The organism is Streptomyces sp. NRRL B-24085 (assembly GCF_001282115.1).
Taxonomy (GTDB): domain Bacteria; phylum Actinomycetota; class Actinomycetes; order Streptomycetales; family Streptomycetaceae; genus Streptomyces.
Window position 1 is genome coordinate 1 of record NZ_LJBR01000017.1, and the last position, 14,487, is coordinate 14,487.

The 14,487-nt window shown below is 72.9% G+C and carries 16 protein-coding genes and 1 pseudogene; 13 read left to right on the forward strand and 4 right to left on the reverse strand.

The genetic code is table 11. The features are described 5' to 3' along the window. Positions 1 to 212 precede the first annotated feature (212 nt). Both AOJ26_RS02200 and panD read right to left on the reverse strand, forming a co-directional pair. On the reverse strand, positions 213 to 563 hold the full coding sequence (locus tag AOJ26_RS02200) for a GNAT family N-acetyltransferase (protein ID WP_053846436.1): 351 nt from the start codon (positions 561 to 563) through the stop codon (positions 213 to 215). Between the two features lie 35 nt (positions 564 to 598). Beyond that, the gene (gene panD, locus AOJ26_RS02205; RefSeq protein ID WP_053846437.1) at positions 599 to 1,018 is read right to left on the reverse strand and encodes an aspartate 1-decarboxylase; all 420 of its coding nucleotides are present in this window, start codon (positions 1,016 to 1,018) and stop codon (positions 599 to 601) included. Positions 1,019 to 1,252: 234 nt separating this feature from the next. Here panD and AOJ26_RS02210 point away from each other — a divergent pair, with 234 nt between their 5' ends. Then, the gene (locus tag AOJ26_RS02210) at positions 1,253 to 2,242 is read left to right on the forward strand and encodes an SDR family oxidoreductase (protein ID WP_053846438.1); all 990 of its coding nucleotides are present in this window, start codon (positions 1,253 to 1,255) and stop codon (positions 2,240 to 2,242) included. Positions 2,243 to 2,363: 121 nt separating this feature from the next. Here the strand turns inward: AOJ26_RS02210 and AOJ26_RS02215 are convergent, their stop codons facing one another. After that, positions 2,364 to 3,614 carry a cytochrome P450 gene (locus AOJ26_RS02215; RefSeq protein ID WP_078959708.1) on the reverse strand — a complete coding sequence of 417 codons (1,251 nt, stop codon included), beginning with the start codon at positions 3,612 to 3,614 and terminating at the stop codon, positions 2,364 to 2,366. A 102-nt stretch (positions 3,615 to 3,716) separates the two neighbouring features. On the opposite strand from AOJ26_RS02215, the gene AOJ26_RS02220 reads away from it, so the two are divergent. From AOJ26_RS02220 to AOJ26_RS02270, 11 genes are all read left to right on the forward strand, one after another. Then, on the forward strand, positions 3,717 to 4,427 hold the full coding sequence (locus AOJ26_RS02220; protein ID WP_053846439.1) for a YqjF family protein: 711 nt from the start codon (positions 3,717 to 3,719) through the stop codon (positions 4,425 to 4,427). Further along, a complete protein-coding gene (locus AOJ26_RS02225) occupies positions 4,424 to 5,035 on the forward strand; it encodes a hypothetical protein (protein WP_053846440.1) in 612 nt (203 codons plus the stop codon). Before AOJ26_RS02220 ends, AOJ26_RS02225 begins: the two co-directional genes overlap by 4 nt. A 48-nt stretch (positions 5,036 to 5,083) precedes the next feature. Continuing rightward, a complete protein-coding gene (locus AOJ26_RS02230; protein ID WP_053846441.1) occupies positions 5,084 to 5,488 on the forward strand; it encodes a hypothetical protein in 405 nt (134 codons plus the stop codon). Positions 5,489 to 5,696: 208 nt separating this feature from the next. Beyond that, entirely contained in the window at positions 5,697 to 5,900 is a 204-nt protein-coding gene (locus AOJ26_RS02235) for a hypothetical protein (RefSeq protein WP_053846442.1), read from the forward strand. Beyond that, positions 5,873 to 6,634, forward strand: a complete 762-nt coding sequence (locus AOJ26_RS02240) for a phosphodiesterase (RefSeq protein WP_234358408.1) — start codon at positions 5,873 to 5,875, stop codon at positions 6,632 to 6,634. The genes AOJ26_RS02235 and AOJ26_RS02240 overlap by 28 nt, the downstream gene beginning before the upstream one ends. Positions 6,635 to 6,798: 164 nt before the next feature. After that, a complete protein-coding gene (locus tag AOJ26_RS02245; RefSeq protein WP_053846443.1) occupies positions 6,799 to 7,296 on the forward strand; it encodes a DUF2243 domain-containing protein in 498 nt (165 codons plus the stop codon). Further along, positions 7,293 to 8,162 (forward strand): cytochrome c oxidase assembly protein, encoded by an 870-nt coding sequence (locus tag AOJ26_RS02250; RefSeq protein WP_053846444.1) that lies wholly within the window; start codon positions 7,293 to 7,295, stop codon positions 8,160 to 8,162. The genes AOJ26_RS02245 and AOJ26_RS02250 overlap by 4 nt, the downstream gene beginning before the upstream one ends. Continuing rightward, on the forward strand, positions 8,159 to 8,731 hold the full coding sequence (locus AOJ26_RS02255; protein WP_053846445.1) for a hypothetical protein: 573 nt from the start codon (positions 8,159 to 8,161) through the stop codon (positions 8,729 to 8,731). The genes AOJ26_RS02250 and AOJ26_RS02255 overlap by 4 nt, the downstream gene beginning before the upstream one ends. A gap of 186 nt (positions 8,732 to 8,917) precedes the next feature. Further along, positions 8,918 to 10,120: a hypothetical protein gene (locus AOJ26_RS02260; RefSeq protein WP_053846446.1), complete on the forward strand. Its 1,203-nt coding sequence runs from the start codon at positions 8,918 to 8,920 to the stop codon at positions 10,118 to 10,120. Between the two features lies 1 nt (position 10,121). Next, the gene (locus tag AOJ26_RS02265; RefSeq protein ID WP_053846447.1) at positions 10,122 to 10,691 is read left to right on the forward strand and encodes a hemerythrin domain-containing protein; all 570 of its coding nucleotides are present in this window, start codon (positions 10,122 to 10,124) and stop codon (positions 10,689 to 10,691) included. Positions 10,692 to 10,820: 129 nt separating this feature from the next. Beyond that, positions 10,821 to 12,038 carry a PP2C family protein-serine/threonine phosphatase gene (locus AOJ26_RS02270; protein ID WP_234358409.1) on the forward strand — a complete coding sequence of 406 codons (1,218 nt, stop codon included), beginning with the start codon at positions 10,821 to 10,823 and terminating at the stop codon, positions 12,036 to 12,038. A gap of 26 nt (positions 12,039 to 12,064) precedes the next feature. On the opposite strand, the gene AOJ26_RS02275 is transcribed toward AOJ26_RS02270, so the two are convergent. Then, on the reverse strand, positions 12,065 to 13,972 hold the full coding sequence (locus AOJ26_RS02275; protein ID WP_053846448.1) for an ABC transporter ATP-binding protein: 1,908 nt from the start codon (positions 13,970 to 13,972) through the stop codon (positions 12,065 to 12,067). A 144-nt stretch (positions 13,973 to 14,116) separates the two neighbouring features. Between AOJ26_RS02275 and AOJ26_RS02280 the strand changes: the two are divergent. Further along, a pseudogene (locus tag AOJ26_RS02280) lies at positions 14,117 to 14,487 on the forward strand (TIGR00374 family protein); the annotation flags it as partial.

Sequence of the window (14,487 nt, forward strand, 5' to 3'; positions counted from 1 at the left end):
GGACGGGGTCGGGGTACGGATCGGTCATCAGGTCCTCCAGCCAGTCGGTCGGCATCGGCTCTGGACTACTGCCCCGCGTACCCGGCGCCCCTCCCGCCAGTCACCCACTCGCGTGACGACTCGCATGACGAGGGGGATCGCGTGGGGCATGGCAAAGGCCCGCCCCGCCGAGGTGGGCGGGGCGGGCCGAGGCGATCCGGTGCGGCGTCCGTTCAGAAGCCCTCGGGGTGGGCCGTCAGCCACTGCTTCGCCGCCCGGAGCAGTTCCGGGGACGCCGCGGGGGCCTCCTCGGGGTGGCGTTCGGCCCACTTGACGACGTACGGGCAGAGAGGGGCGACGGAGACGCCCTCGCGGGCCGCGATGCCGTAGAGCTCGCGGGCCAGGGAACCCGCGATGCCCTGACCCTCGTGGGCCGGGTCCACGATGGTGTGGACCGGGACCAGGGCGCGCTCGGGGGCTTCGAGGACGAAGTACTGGATGTGGCCGACGACTTCGTCGCCCCCGGATCCGAGGGCCTCCAGCATTCCGGCCGGCCGGTCGTCGCGGATCTCGATGTCGCTCATGGGCGTGCTCCTGGTCCGAAGGTCGTCGAGCAGGGTCAGGCCGGCACCGAACGCGGGCTGCGCTCCTGGTCCGAACCCGGCACGGGTTCCGACGGATCGGCCCCCAGGGCGAGGATGCGGTTGTCGCGGTCCACGTGCACGACCCGGGGTACCAGTGCCCGTGCCTCGGCGTCGGTCACTTGAGCGTAACTGATGATGATCACCAGATCGCCGGGGTGGACGAGATGGGCGGCGGCACCGTTGATGCCGACCACCCCGGAACCGCGCTCCCCTTCGATGACGTAGGTCTCCAGCCGGGCGCCGTTGGTGATGTCGACGATGTGGACGAGCTCACCGGGCAGCAGGTCGGCGGCGTCGAGGAGATCCGCGTCGATGGTCACCGATCCCACGTAGTGCAGGTCGGCCTGGGTGACGGTGGCGCGGTGGATCTTGGACTTGAACATGGTACGGAACATGGACAAACTCCCGATTCGTCTGCTCCCTGCCCGCTCGGTGCAGGTCAAGGGCGAACCGGAGACTACAACGATTCGACTCCTGCCGCCGCAGGGTGTTCCAGGACTCACACGGGCCGATCACGGGGGCATCGTGTCGGGGGGAGGCAGAGCTGGGGGGATCCGTGTCAGCCGGGTACCCGTCCGCCACGGAGGCGGGCACGGGGTGCCCGGCTCGGCGAACCTGAGGAGGTCTGCATGGGACTGCGCGACCACGTGGTGGTGGTGACCGGAGCGTCCAGCGGCATCGGACGGGCCACGGCCGAGGCCTTTGCCCGCAAGGGCTGCGCCGTGGTGCTGGCCGCGCGCCGTGAGGAGGCGCTCGAGGCGGCGGCCCGGGAGTGCGGGAGGCACCGTGGGGCACGGACGCTGGTCGTGCCGACGGACACGACGGACGCCGGGGCGGTCGAGCAACTCGCACGGCGGGCGGTGGCGGAGTTCGGCCGGATCGACGTCTGGGTGAACAACGCGGCGGTCAACGCCTTCGGCCGCTTCGAGGACGTGCCGCTGGAGGACTTCCGCAAGGTCCTGGACGTCAACGTGATGGGGTACGTGCACGGGGCCCGGGCCGCTCTGCCGGTGATGCGGGCGCAGGGGACGGGCACTCTGGTCAACGTCTCCTCCATCGTGGGTGCCGTGGCCCAGCCGTACAGCCACCCGTACGGCATGTCCAAGCACGCCGTCCGCGGGCTGGGTTCGAGTCTGCGGCAGCAGCTGAGGGTGGAGGGCGTCAAGGGTGTCCACGTGTGCACGGTGATGCCCGCGACCATCGACACCCCGCACTTCCAGCAGGCGGCCAACTACACCGGGCGCAAGGTCGTCGCCATGCCCCCGGTCTACACCCCGGAACGCGTCGCCCGGGAGATCGTCGCCCTCGTAGGCCGTCTCCGCCGCGAGGTGGTGGTCGGTCCGGCCGGCCGTGCTCTGGTCCGCCAGTCCCGGATCATGCCCGGGTTCGCGGAGCGGGCCATGGCACGGCAGACGGAGAAGGGCCATCTCGATCACGGCGAGGCGGCCCCCGCCACCCACGGCGCGCTGCACGTACCGGCGCCGGGGGAAGGTGCGGTGCACGGCGGCTGGCACGGACGGCGGCGCACCGCCGTGCGCAGGACTGCTGTCGCCGCGGCACTGGCCGGAGCCGCCGTGACCGCCGGGCGCAGGTTGACCCGCGGTGCGGCGCCCGCCTGACCGTCAGCGAAAGAGGGGTCCCGTCCGCCGGTGGGCGGGTGCGGCGCTCGTGTCTGCACGCGCGCTGCCCGCCCGGTGAGGCGCCGGGCGGGCAGTGTGCGCAGGGCCGGGTGGGTGGCTCTCAGTGGAGCGCCGGGACCGGGGTGCGGACGGTGTGGAGGACGAAGCCGCTGCGCACCCGCGCCGGCATGCGGTTCAGTGGGATCCGCAGGTCCTGTTCGGGCACGTCGTACTCCAGTCGGGCCAGCCGCGGGCCGAGGGCGGCGAGCAGCGCGACGGTGACGTCCTCGCCGGGGCAGCGGTGGCCGGTGGCCCGGTCCGCGCCGCCTTGCGGAACGAGTTCGTCGGGCCGCGGCGGCCGCCCCACGAAGCGCTGCGGGGCGAAGGCGTACGGCGCGTCCCAGAGGTCGGGATCGTGGTTCTGCCCGTAGAGGTCGAGCAGGACCAGGGTGCCGGACGGGATCTTCTCGCCCCGCCATTCCAGATCGGCCACCGCCCGGCCGCCGAGGAAGGGCGCGAAGGGGTAGAAGCGCCGCAGCTCATGGGCGAACGCCACGGCGTAGGCGGGGTCGTCCTCGCGCAGCCGTTCCCTGACGCCGGGGGTGCGCAGTGCGTGACCGGCGTAGGAGACGAACCAGCAGACGGCGACGGTGGGACGGATGACGTTGAGCAGTTCGACCGCGGCGGTGTGCGGGTCCAGGGGCCGGCCGTCGGCGTCCCGGTGCCGGACGACCGCCTCCAGCGCCGTCCCGGCGGGCGCCGTGGCGTCACCCGCGCGCACCTCCTCGACCAGGCCTGCCAGCCAGGCCTCACTGCGCGCCCTCGCCCGGCGCGCCCGCCAGTGGCGCGGTCCCGGCGTGGCGAAGCCGTCGACCATCGCGACCATGTCCCGGGCGGCCGTGGAGTCCGCGTCGTCCAGGGGGACGCCGGCCCACTCGCAGACGCCCCGGGTGAGGACCCGGCTCGCCTCGTCGAACAGGACGACCGGGCGCTCGGGCCACGATCGCACCGCCTCGTCCCAGACCTCGGTCACGCGGTCGACCAGTCCGGCGACCGCCTCGGGCCCGGTCAGCAGGGACAGGAACATCTCCTTGCGCACCCGGTGGGCCTGTCCGTCCAGGGTGTGCACGGCGCCGTGGCCGAACAGGGTGCTGAGGACCGGACCGGGAAGCGCCGTTCCGCGTTCCACATGCCGTTCGTCGTAGAAGAACCGCACCGCCTCCGGGCCGTGCAGGGCTACGGCGTGCTGTCCCATCAGCCGGGTGCGCACGAGCGGGGCGGCGGTGCGGCACCGGCGGTCGGGCAGCCAGGAGTAGCCCCTGGCGAGGAGGGCGAGCGAGCTGTCGGCGATCGGCGGACGACTCTGATTCATGGCGCCGCGAGTGCCCGTCCCCCAAGGCCGGAAACGCGGCCCGGGCCGTACCGCCCTGCAGCCTGTGCGTTTTCGCCGTCCCGGGGCGGGGACCCGGCGCTCGTGGTGGCCTACGGAGCCGAACAGCGAGTGCGGGTGCCGGCCCTGCGGGCCCGGTGGCTGCGGCAGACCTTCGTCCACTGGCCGTTCCCGCCGGAGGCGGTGCAGGCCCTTCTGCCCCGGGGGCTGGCCGTGGACGAGTACGACGGCGTGGCGTGGGTGGGGCTCACGCCGTTCGTGATGGCGGACGTGCGCCCCGCAGGCGTCCCCGCCGCCGTGCCCGGACTCCCGTCGTTCGCGGAGACCAACCTGCGGACCTACGTGCGACGCGAGAACGGCCGGGACGGGATCTGGTTCCTGTCCATCCAGGTGTCCTGCCCGCTGATGCTGGCCGCCCGCGCGGTCGGGGCGCCGTACACGCTGGGACACCTGCGCGTCGCCACGGACGGCGACACCGTGTCGTACACCGGCTCGCGGGGGGCCGGCGGGGTGGCCTACCGGCTCGTCGTACGGCCGGGCGCGCCCGTGCAGCCGACGGAGCGCGATGTGTGGCTGACCTCCCGCTGGCGGGCGTACACCCGTCGGCTCGGGGTTGTCCTCGAGACGCCCGTCGAGCACGAGCCGTGGCCGCTGGCCGGTGCGGCCGTCGACGTGCTGGAGGAGACGCTGACCGCCGCGGTGGGTCTGCCCGTCCCGCTCGGCGCACCCGTCGTGCACTACTCCCCCGGGGTCGGACACGTCCGGCTCGGGCCCTCACGGCCCGTGGTCGCATGAGCGGGCACCTGCGTTTCGACGGCTGGATCGCCGGTCTGGGCACGGCCTCCGGGACCCGCGTCGTGCTCGGGCACTGGCCGCGGTCGCCGTTCGGGCCGTTCAGCGACGTGATGCTGGAACGGCCCGACGGTGAGCGGCTGTTGCTCGCCCCGACGCGGGAGACGGCGGACTTCGTCAGTGACACCTATGTCTTCGACACCGTACGGGTCGTCCCGGTCGGGGTACGCGTCACCGACGGAACCTGGAGCGTGGCGGCGGGCCCCCTCGACCTGCGTTTCACCGTGGGCCGTCGCGAGTGGCTGGGTCTGCTGCTGCGGGCCGTGCCCGGCCCGCTCGCACGGCAGCCGGCCTGGTGCGCGCTCACGGCCCCCCCGGCCCGCGTGCTGCTTCCCGGCGTGCGTACCCGCGGCAGTGCGGCAGGGGGCCGGCGGGAGTGGTACGGCGCTCGGGACCTGCGACCCGTCGACTCGGTGACGGCGGCCTTCGGGGGCGACGACCTCGGTGCCATGGCCCCCGTCGCGCCGCCTGTGCGCTTCGGGTTCGGGTCGGTGCCGAGAAAGCCCTCGCTCACCCGGGTCACGACCACGGTGGCCCTGGCCCCGGAGTGAGGACGCCCGCCCGGGGGTACCCGGCCCGTCCGGACGAGAGGGTGACGTATGACCGGGACGAGCAGACGGAGGCCGGGACAGGGCGTCGCGGTCGCGCACGGGGCCTTCAACGTCGTGGGCGGTCTCTGGCCGTTGGTGCACCTGCGCAGCTTCGAGTGGGTCTTCGGGCCGAAGACCGACGTATGGCTCCAGCGCACCACCGGCGGGCTCCTGGTCTCCGCGGGTCTCGCCCAGCTCGCGGCGGCCTCGGATCCCCGCGGGCCGGAACAGGCCCGCCGGATCGGTCTGGGCACCGCTCTGACCCTGCTCGCCGTCGATCTGGTCTACGTGCCCACAGGACGGATCCGGCCGACGTACCTCCTCGACGCGGCGATGCAGACCGGATGGATCAGCACCTGGCTGCGGCCCGCCTCCGGCCGGGGCACCGCACGCGGAAGAAGCGGGAAGCGGTGACCAACCGGCTGCCGTTCCCGCCGCCGGGCCGCGTCCTCGACGCCGCCGAGGAGCTCCGGCGGGCCGCCAGAGCCCTCGCGACCGAAGCGCAGCACCGCCTGCCCACCTCGCTCCGAGGACCCTCTCTCCCCCACGGGCCGCCAGGGCACGCCCGGCCCCACACATCCACCGCAGACACCGGACACCAGACACCCGCAGGAGGCCGACGATGAGCGAGCAGACCCCGTCCCAGGCGGAGGGCGAACGGCAGGAAGCCGCACCGGACGAGGAGCGGGACGTGCCCCGCACGACCCCTTCCCAGGCCGAGGGCGAGAACTCAGAGAACACAGAGGACGCAGAGAACGCGGAGGACGAGAACGGCGAGCGTGGTGAGGAGCGCGCGGCGTGGGAGAGCGGCTGGTCCGGTCCGTGATGCGTGACGACGGAGGCGACCTGCGGCAGCGCCCGAAGGCACGGCCCGCCGCCCTGACGGAGTCCGGTTTCCGCCGACTGGCCCGGCTCCGGCGGGCCCCCGCCCTCCACCCGCAGGGCCTGACGTGCACGGCCGGCCTGGATGTCGTCCCCGACGGCGGCGCTCCCTGGGGGGTGCCCTGGCTGGACCGCCCCGGGCGGTACGCCGCCCGGGTCAGGCTCTCCCGGGCCGCCGGTCTGCCCCGGCGGCTGCCCGACGGACTGGGTCTGGCGGTACGCGTGGCGGACGCCGGCGGCGCGGACCGCCCTCTCGACCTGCTGCTGACGAGCTGCGGCCGCAACCCGGTCACCCGGCACCTCCCACTGCCCCGGGCCGACGTCCTGGGCGGTCCCTACTCCAGCCTCCTCCCCTACCGGGTCGGCGACAGCCGCGGCGTCCTGGCCGCCTTTCCCCGCCTCTCCCGGCAGGCACCGGTGCACGGCGATCCGGCACGTCTGCGGGAGGCCCTGGCGGCAGGACCGCTCGTCTTCGACCTGTGCGCGGAGACCAAAGGGCGGTCCTGGCGTCCGTTCGCCGTCCTGACGGTGAGGGAACCGCTGGCCCTGAGGGAGGACGACAGCCCGGGGTTCGATGTCTACGGGCACAGCCTCGACGGCCTTTCCCCGGTCAGCGCGCTGGCCCGGGCCCGCGACGCCGCCTACCGGGGTTCCCGGGCGGGCCGCGGCGGAAAGTGACAGGACTGGATTCCGGCAGGCCGGCTACACGCTCCCCGACACGACGACCCACGAGGCACACCGCCCCGAAGTCGCCGAGTACGACCAGAAACGGCACAGCGGTCGGCGCGACGCCGTCGACGCCGAGGGACACGAGGGTGAACGCCGCTGAGGAGGACGCAGTCATGACCGCATCGGTCGGGCAGGACACCGTTCCCGGCCCGCGCGTCGAGGCACGCCGGTCGATGGCCGTGTGCGCGCTGATCGGAGCCGCGGTCACCGCGGCGGTCGACGAGATCGTCTTCCACCAGATCCTGGGCTGGCACCACTTCTACGACCGCGCCACCACCCGCGCCGGCCTGCTCTCGGACGGACTCCTGCACACCGCCGAAGTGCTCGCCCTGTGCGCCGGGTTCTTCCTCTACGCCGACCTGCGCCGCCGGAGGGCCCTGGCGGTACCCCACGCCTGGGCGGGCCTCCTCCTCGGCATGGGCGCCTTCCAGCTGTTCGACGGGGTCGTGGACCACAAGCTGCTGCGCCTGCACCAGATCCGCTACGGCGTGGACGTGACCCCGTACGACGTGGCGTGGAACCTCGCGGGACTGCTTCTCCTGCTTGCCGGCACGGGCCTCGCCGTGCGCGCCGCGCGGCGGCGGCCCGGTGACGGCGAACGTCCGGGATGAACCCCGCCCACGTGCATCCGGGCGCCCCGGGACCGGCCGAGCTGCTCGTCGCCGGGGCCGCGCTGCTGGCGACCGCCGGCTATCTCGCGGCGGCGGGCCGGCTGCGGCGGCGCGGCGACTCCTGGCCCCCGGCGAGGGACGCCTCGTTCGCGGCGGGAGGCGCAGCCACGGCCTGGGCGACGCTGGGCGAGCCGTGGGGCGGCCCCTTCACCCAGCATGTGGTGCGGCACCTGGTCGTCGGCATGGCGGCCCCGCTGCTGTTCGTCGCCGCCCGCCCCCTCACCCTCGCCCTGCGCGCCCTCGCCCCCGGCCGGGTACGGCGGCGTCTGGTGGCGCTCGCGCACTCCCGTGCCGTGGGTCTGCTGCTCTTCCCTCCCCTGGCGGCCGTCCTGGACGTGGGCGGGCTGTGGCTGCTGTACCGCACCGACCTGTTCGCGGCGACGGCGCACCGGCCGTGGGCGCACGGCGCGGTCCAGGTGCACATGGTGCTGGCGGGACTCCTGTTCACCTTCGCGGTGGGCGGGCTCGATCCCGTCCGCCGCCGTCGGGGCCTCGCCGTGCGCGGTACGGCCGTACTGGCCGCCGGGGCCGCGCACGCGGTGCTGGCCCGCACGCTGTACTCCCGGCCCCCGCCCGGCACCGTTTTCAGCGCCGCCGACCTGCATCAGGGCGCCCAGTGGATGTACTACGGCGGCGACCTCGTGGAAGCGGGGCTGGCCGTGCTGATGGGGGTGGGCTGGTACGCCGCCGCCGGGCGGGCCCGAGCCCGTCGTCCCCGCCGGGGTTCCGGGACCATGTGGTCGACCGGCCCGGCCGGGGCACTCGGAGGCCGACACAGGACTCCAGCGTCCGGAGGGGAACCATGAACACGACGACACGGACCTCGATCGACGGTCCGACACGGCGGAAACGCCTGGTGATCTATCTCAACGACCACCTGGCCGGCGCGACGGCGGGCGTCGAACTCGCCCGCCGTATGACGCAGGAGCACCACGGCACGGCCTACGGCGAGAGCCTGGAGAACCTGCGCAAGGAGATCTCCCAGGACCGGCAGGCCCTGGTACGCCTCCTCGCGGACCTCGACGTCCCCGTCAGGCGCTACAAGACGTACGGGGCGTGGCTGGGCGAGAAGGCGGCGCGGCTGAAGCCCAACGGGCGCCTGCTGCGCCGCTCCGGACTCGCCCTCCTGATCGAGCTGGAGGCGCTGCGGCTGGGGGCGCAGGGCAAGGCCTCGCTGTGGCGCGGGCTGCTCGCCGCGTCGGCGCAGGACGCGCGGCTGGACGCCGACCGGCTGGAGGAACTGCTGCGCCGGGCGGCACGGCAGATCAAGACGCTGGACTCCCTGCACGCGCGGGCCGCCACGGAACTGCTGTTCCCCGCGATGCGGCCGGACCCCGCGCCGACACCCGCGGCGGAGCCGAGCTCATCGCCGTGACCTGCCGGTACACGCCGGTGCGGACGGAGGGTGGCCGTCGGCGCGCAGGCGCTTGCCCGGGAGGCGGAGCGGGCGTTCCGGCATCTGGCCGATTCCGCTTCTTCCCGTCCCGCACCGCCTGGTTACACCGCACCGGCACGGGTACCCGCGCGGCTCCACTCCGGCCCACAGCCGAGGAGACCCCCCATGGGCTTCAACCCACTGGAACATCAAGGCATCCCGCTGGACCGCCAGTTGCGCAACTGGCGTGAGCTCGACGTCGAGCCCGTCGACCCCGACCACGGCGACCCGTACACCAAGTGCCGCATCATCGCGATGAACGGCATCGAGGTCGAGGCGATCCTCTTCAGCCACCAGTTCGCCCGCCACTGTCCCGACCCGGACGTCAAACGGCAACTGGCGGAGGTCCGTTACATCGAGCAACAGCAGCAGAAGGTCGTCAACTGGCTGCTGCCCGGCCTGGCCTCGGTCCTGGAGACGACCATCTCCTACGAGCAGGTAGCGGTCGACCTCACCGGCTGGATCGCCCGCCACGAGCCCGACCCGTACCTGAAGCAGGCGTACGAGTTCGGTGTGCTGGAGGACTTCGACCATCTGTACCGGTACGCCAACCTGTACGAAATGATCGAGCACCGCAAGGCGGAGTCGATCGTCGAGGGGCTCACGGAGGTGATGCCGGGACGGCCGACCAAGTTCCACCACCGGCACCCGGCCGACAACGTGCGCGAGCCCTACGACCGTACGACGGTCAACCCGCTGTCCCGGCTGCACGCGCTGACGATCATGTCGGCCGAGCAGCAGACCATGAACTTCTACATGAACGTCGGCCCCCAGTACATGGAGCCGATCGCCCGCCAGCTCTACCAGGAGATCGGGCTGATCGAGGAGGAGCACGTCACCCACTACGAGTCCCTCGTCGACCCGGGCGAGTCGTGGTGGGAGCAGCTCGTCACCCACGAGTACAACGAGTGCTACCTGTACCACTCGTTCATGGAGCAGGAGCCCGACCCCAAGGTGAAGGCGGTCTGGGAGCTGCACCTGAACATGGAGCTCGAACACCTGCGGATCGCTTGCGACCTGATGCGCCGTCACGACGGTCGTGAGCCGCAGGAGATCCTCGCCCCGGAGCTGCCGAACGTGCTGACCTTCGAGGAGAACAAGCAGTTCGTGCGCGGTCTGCTGGACACCCAGATGGATCTGACGACGCTGGGCACCGGCTATGTCCGGGACGCCCACGAGCGGTTCGAGAAGATGCAGGAGCAGATCCACGGTGGCGAGGAGCCGCCCAGCGAGCGGGTGATGGCCCAGCACCGGGAGATGTTCGGCCGCGAGTACCGCATCGAGACGGAGGGCGAGCACCCCGACGTCGCCTCCCGGGAAAGGAGCTGACATGGCCGGGATCGCCGCGAGCGACGCCGATGTCGTGGCCCTGCTGATGCGTCAGCACGGTGACATCCGCAACCTCTTCGACGAGGTGGAGCGGACGGCCGGGGACGAACGCCGGGCGGCGTTCCGGAACCTGGTCCGGCTTCTCGCCGTGCACGAGACGGCCGAGGAGGAGGTCGTCCGTCCCTTCACCCGCACCTCCGTGCCGGACGGCGCGAAGGTGGCGGACGAGCGGCTGGCCGAGGAGCGGGAGGCCAAGGAGTTCCTGTCGCGGCTCGACGGGATGGACACCGACGACCCCAAGTTCCTGCCCGAGCTCATGACGCTGCGCCTGGACGTGATGAAGCACGCCCGCGCCGAGGAGCGGTACGAGTTCAACCACATCCGCCGGCACGCGGACAAGGCCCGTCTGTCCTCCATGGCCACCGCACTGAAGGCGGCCGAGGCCGTGGCCCCCACCCACCCGCACCCGGGGACCGAGTCGGCGGCCAAGAACATGGCCCTGGGGCCGATCGCCGCCGTGGTCGACCGCACGCGGGACGCCGTGCGCAAGGCCATGGGCAAGGACGGCTGACCGGCCGCCCCACCGGTCCGGCACAACCATCCTGGGCTGTGGCTTCGGCAGTGACGGCCGCGGCTCAGGAGTCAGATGTCCGGTCACGGGTACGCGAGGGGTGACCCATCGTGCGACCGGGGTGGTGGCATGGAGAACGGTGACACCGGTCAGATGCTGCGGCGGCTGATGCAGGCGGCGCACATGGTGACGCTGGAGGAGCTGCCCGCTCTCGTCGCCGGCCACGCGGACACCGCCGGGCTGTACGACGTGGCCGTCTACGCCGTCGACATCCGCGAGACACTGCTGCGGCAGATCACCGGCCGCGGTCTCGACGCTGCGGCGGGCGGTGAGGCGTTCCGCGTCGACGGCACCCTGCCCGGACGGGCCTACCAGCGGGTGACGGTCGTCTCCGAGCCCCCGCGCGACAGCCGGTCGCGGCGGCGGTGGTGGGTGCCGGTGACCGATGGCGTCGAGCGTGTCGGGGTGCTCCGGGCCGACACCGAGGACGGCGACGACCGGGCCGTACGGCAGGACCTGCGCGACCTCGCCTCCCTCGTGGCCCTGGTCCTGCTCAGCAAGAGGTCCTTCAGCGACTCCTACGCCCGGCTGGTGCGCATGGCGCCCATGAACGTGGCGGCGGAGATGCAATGGAAGCTGATGCCGCCGCCCGCCTTCGCCGGCCACGACGTGACCGTGGGTGCCGTGAGCGAGCCCGCCTACGAGATGGGCGGCGACGCCTTCGACTACGCCGTCAGCGGCAACACCCTGCATCTGTCCGTGTTCGACGCGATGGGCCACGACACCACCGCGGGAATCACCGCGAACGTGGCGGTGGCCGCCTGTCGCAACGCCCGCCGGCAAGGGGCCTCGCTGGCCGACACCAGCCGGGCGGTCGAGAGCGTCCTCGTCTCCCACTTCGGCACCAGCCGGTACGTCACCGGCATCCTGGCCGACCTGGACCTCGACACGGGACATCTGACCTGGATCAACCGCGGTCACCACCTGCCGCTCGTCATCCGCGACAACCGCTGGACCGTCGAACTGACCTGCCCTCCGGCCGGGCCGATGGGCACCTGCCTGGGACTGCCCATCGTCGTCAGCCGTCGCCAGATGGAGCCGGGCGACCGGCTGCTGCTGTACACGGACGGGATCGTCGACGCCCGCGACGGCGAGGGGCGGCGCTTCGGCCGGGAGCGGTTCACCGACTTCATCGTCCGCCACCACTCCAGCCGTCAGACGCTCCACGAGACCCTGCGCCGGCTGATGCACGCGGTCCTCGACCACCATGCAGGCAAGCTGGAGGACGACGCCACCGTCCTGCTGACCGAGTGGCGGGCGGGGCACCAGGACCGGCTGGTTCCCTGACCCGGGCGCCCGTCGCGGCCGTGCGGCTAGGCCACGGCCTCGCCCGCTCCCGCGATCTCCGGCACCTGGCCGTCCGGTGAGCTGAACTGGGTCCGGTAGAGCTCCGCGTACCGGCCGTCCAGCGCCAGCAGTTGCTCGTGCGTGCCGCGCTCCATGATCCGTCCGTCCTCGACCACCAGGATCAGGTCGGCCGTGCGGATCGTGGACAGGCGGTGGGCGATCACGATCGCCGTCCTGCCCTCCAGCGCCTCGGTGAGCGCCTCCTGGACGGCGGCCTCCGAGGTGTTGTCCAGGTGGGCGGTGGCCTCGTCGAGGATGACGACCCGCTGGCGGGCCAGGAGCAGCCGGGCGATGGTCATGCGCTGGCGTTCGCCGCCGGAGAGCCGGTAGCCGCGCTCGCCGACCACGGTGTCCAGGCCGTCGGGCAGGGACCGCACGAGGGTGTCGAGGCGGGCGCGGCGCAGGGCGTCCCACAGCTCGTCCTCGGTCGCCTCCGGGCGGGCCAGCAGCAGGTTGGCGCGGACGGTGTCGTGGAAGAGGTGGCCGTCCTGGGTGACCATGCCGAGGGTCGCCCGCAGGGATTCCGCGGTGAGGTCCCGGACGTCGACGCCGCCGACGCGGACGGCGCCCTCGTCGACGTCGTAGAGCCGCGGCAGCAGTTGCGCGACGGTCGACTTGCCGGCGCCGGACGAACCGACGAGCGCGACCGTCCGGCCGGGTTCGGCGCGGAAGGAGACGCCGTGCAGGACCTCGGCGCCGCCGCGGGTGTCGAGGGAGGCGACCTCCTCCAGGGAGGCGAGGGAGACCTTGTCGGCGGAGGGGTAGCCGAAGCGCACGTCGGCGAACTCGACGGCGACCGGTCCGTCGGGGACCTCACGGGCATCCGGTTTCTCCGCGATCAGCGGCTTCAGGTCCAGTACCTCGAAGACCCGCTCGAAGCTGACCAGCGCGCTCATCACCTCGACCCGGGCGCCGGCCAGGGCGGTGAGCGGGGCGTACATGCGGGTCAGGAGCAGGGCGAGGGAGACCACGGCGCCGGGTTCCAGGCTGCCGCGCAGGGCGAACCAGCCGCCGAGGCCGTAGACCAGGGCGAGGGCGAGGGCGGAGACCAGGGTCAGGGCGGTGATGAACACCGACTGGGCGGTGGCGGTGCGGACGCCGATGTCGGCCACCTGACGGGCGCGGGCCGCGAACTCCACGGACTCCTGCTCGGGGCGGCCGAAGAGCTTGACCAGGGTGGCGCCGGGTGCGGAGAAGCGCTCGGTCATCCGGGTGCCCATGGCCGCGTTGAGGGCGGCCGCCTCGCGCTGCATGCGGGCCATCCGGCTGCCCATGCGGCGGGCCGGGATCACGAACACCGGGAGCAGCGCGAGCGCGAGCAGGGTGATCTGCCAGGACAGGGTGAGCATCACCACGAGGGTCAGCAGCAGGGTGACCAGGTTGCTGACCACGCCCGACAGGGTGTTGCTGAAGGCGCGCTGGGCGCCGATGACGTCGTTGTTGAGACGGGAGACGAGCGCTCCCGTACGAGTGCGTGTGAAGAACGCGACCGGCATGCGCTGCACATGATCGAACACCGCCGTGCGCAGATCGAGGATGAGTCCCTCCCCGAGCGTGGCCGACAGGCGCCTGGCGAGGATGCCGAGCGCGGCCTCGGCCACCGCGATGAGAGCGATGAGCAGGGCCAGACGGACGACCTTGCCCTCGTCGTCGCCCGACACGATCGCGTCCACGACGTTGCCGGCCAGCACGGGCGTGGCCACGGCGAGCAGCGCGGTCGCCACCCCGAGCACGACGAAGCGGGCGATACGGGTACGGTGCGGGCGGGCGAACGCGCCGATGCGGCGCAGCGTCGCGCGGGCGAACGGGCGGCGCTCCTGCTCGGCGTTCATGACACTGTGCAGCTGTGTCCAGGCTGTGGTCTCCATGCTCATGGGAGAGAACTTAGAACCTCAAGCGTTGTCGAGGTCAACGCCCGCACCCCGACCGCAGGACCGAAGGACTCGATGACCGTACGCAAGCCCCCGGCCCCGGTTCCGCAACCCGCCGTTGGCGCGGCGGGGACAGCCTCTCCCGGTGTGACCGCGGTAGAACTCCCCCAGGGACGCGCCTTCCGGCGTCTCCCCGTCCGCCGACTCCGCCAGATCCTGTGCCTGGTGCCGCTCCTGCTCGTCACCGTCGTGGCGGTGCGGCACCGTTCCGTGCTCGCCGAGGGCTTCGGTCATCTGCGGCACGCCCAGTGGCCGTGGCTCGCGGCCGCGGTCGGCACCACCTGTCTGACGTGGGTGGCCGCCTCCTTCACCCGGCAGGGCGCCGTCGTGGAGCGGCTGCCCCGGCGGCGGCTGCTGGCCACGCAGTTCGCGGCGGGCGCGGCCAACCACCTGCTGCCGACGGGCCTCGGCGCGAGCGCGGTCAACCTGCGGTTCATGACCGTGTGCGGGGTGCCGCT

Coding starts and splice junctions, on each gene's coding strand:
- AOJ26_RS02200 (WP_053846436.1), bottom strand. CDS start 563: ATGAGCGACATCGAGATCCGCGACGACCGGCCGGCCGGAATGCTGGAG.
- panD (WP_053846437.1), bottom strand. CDS start 1,018: ATGTTCCGTACCATGTTCAAGTCCAAGATCCACCGCGCCACCGTCACC.
- AOJ26_RS02210 (WP_053846438.1), top strand. CDS start 1,253: ATGGGACTGCGCGACCACGTGGTGGTGGTGACCGGAGCGTCCAGCGGC.
- AOJ26_RS02215 (WP_078959708.1), bottom strand. CDS start 3,614: ATGAATCAGAGTCGTCCGCCGATCGCCGACAGCTCGCTCGCCCTCCTC.
- AOJ26_RS02225 (WP_053846440.1), top strand. CDS start 4,424: ATGAGCGGGCACCTGCGTTTCGACGGCTGGATCGCCGGTCTGGGCACG.
- AOJ26_RS02230 (WP_053846441.1), top strand. CDS start 5,084: ATGACCGGGACGAGCAGACGGAGGCCGGGACAGGGCGTCGCGGTCGCG.
- AOJ26_RS02235 (WP_053846442.1), top strand. CDS start 5,697: ATGAGCGAGCAGACCCCGTCCCAGGCGGAGGGCGAACGGCAGGAAGCC.
- AOJ26_RS02245 (WP_053846443.1), top strand. CDS start 6,799: ATGACCGCATCGGTCGGGCAGGACACCGTTCCCGGCCCGCGCGTCGAG.
- AOJ26_RS02250 (WP_053846444.1), top strand. CDS start 7,293: ATGAACCCCGCCCACGTGCATCCGGGCGCCCCGGGACCGGCCGAGCTG.
- AOJ26_RS02255 (WP_053846445.1), top strand. CDS start 8,159: ATGAACACGACGACACGGACCTCGATCGACGGTCCGACACGGCGGAAA.
- AOJ26_RS02260 (WP_053846446.1), top strand. CDS start 8,918: ATGGGCTTCAACCCACTGGAACATCAAGGCATCCCGCTGGACCGCCAG.
- AOJ26_RS02265 (WP_053846447.1), top strand. CDS start 10,122: ATGGCCGGGATCGCCGCGAGCGACGCCGATGTCGTGGCCCTGCTGATG.
- AOJ26_RS02270 (WP_234358409.1), top strand. CDS start 10,821: ATGGAGAACGGTGACACCGGTCAGATGCTGCGGCGGCTGATGCAGGCG.
- AOJ26_RS02275 (WP_053846448.1), bottom strand. CDS start 13,972: ATGAGCATGGAGACCACAGCCTGGACACAGCTGCACAGTGTCATGAAC.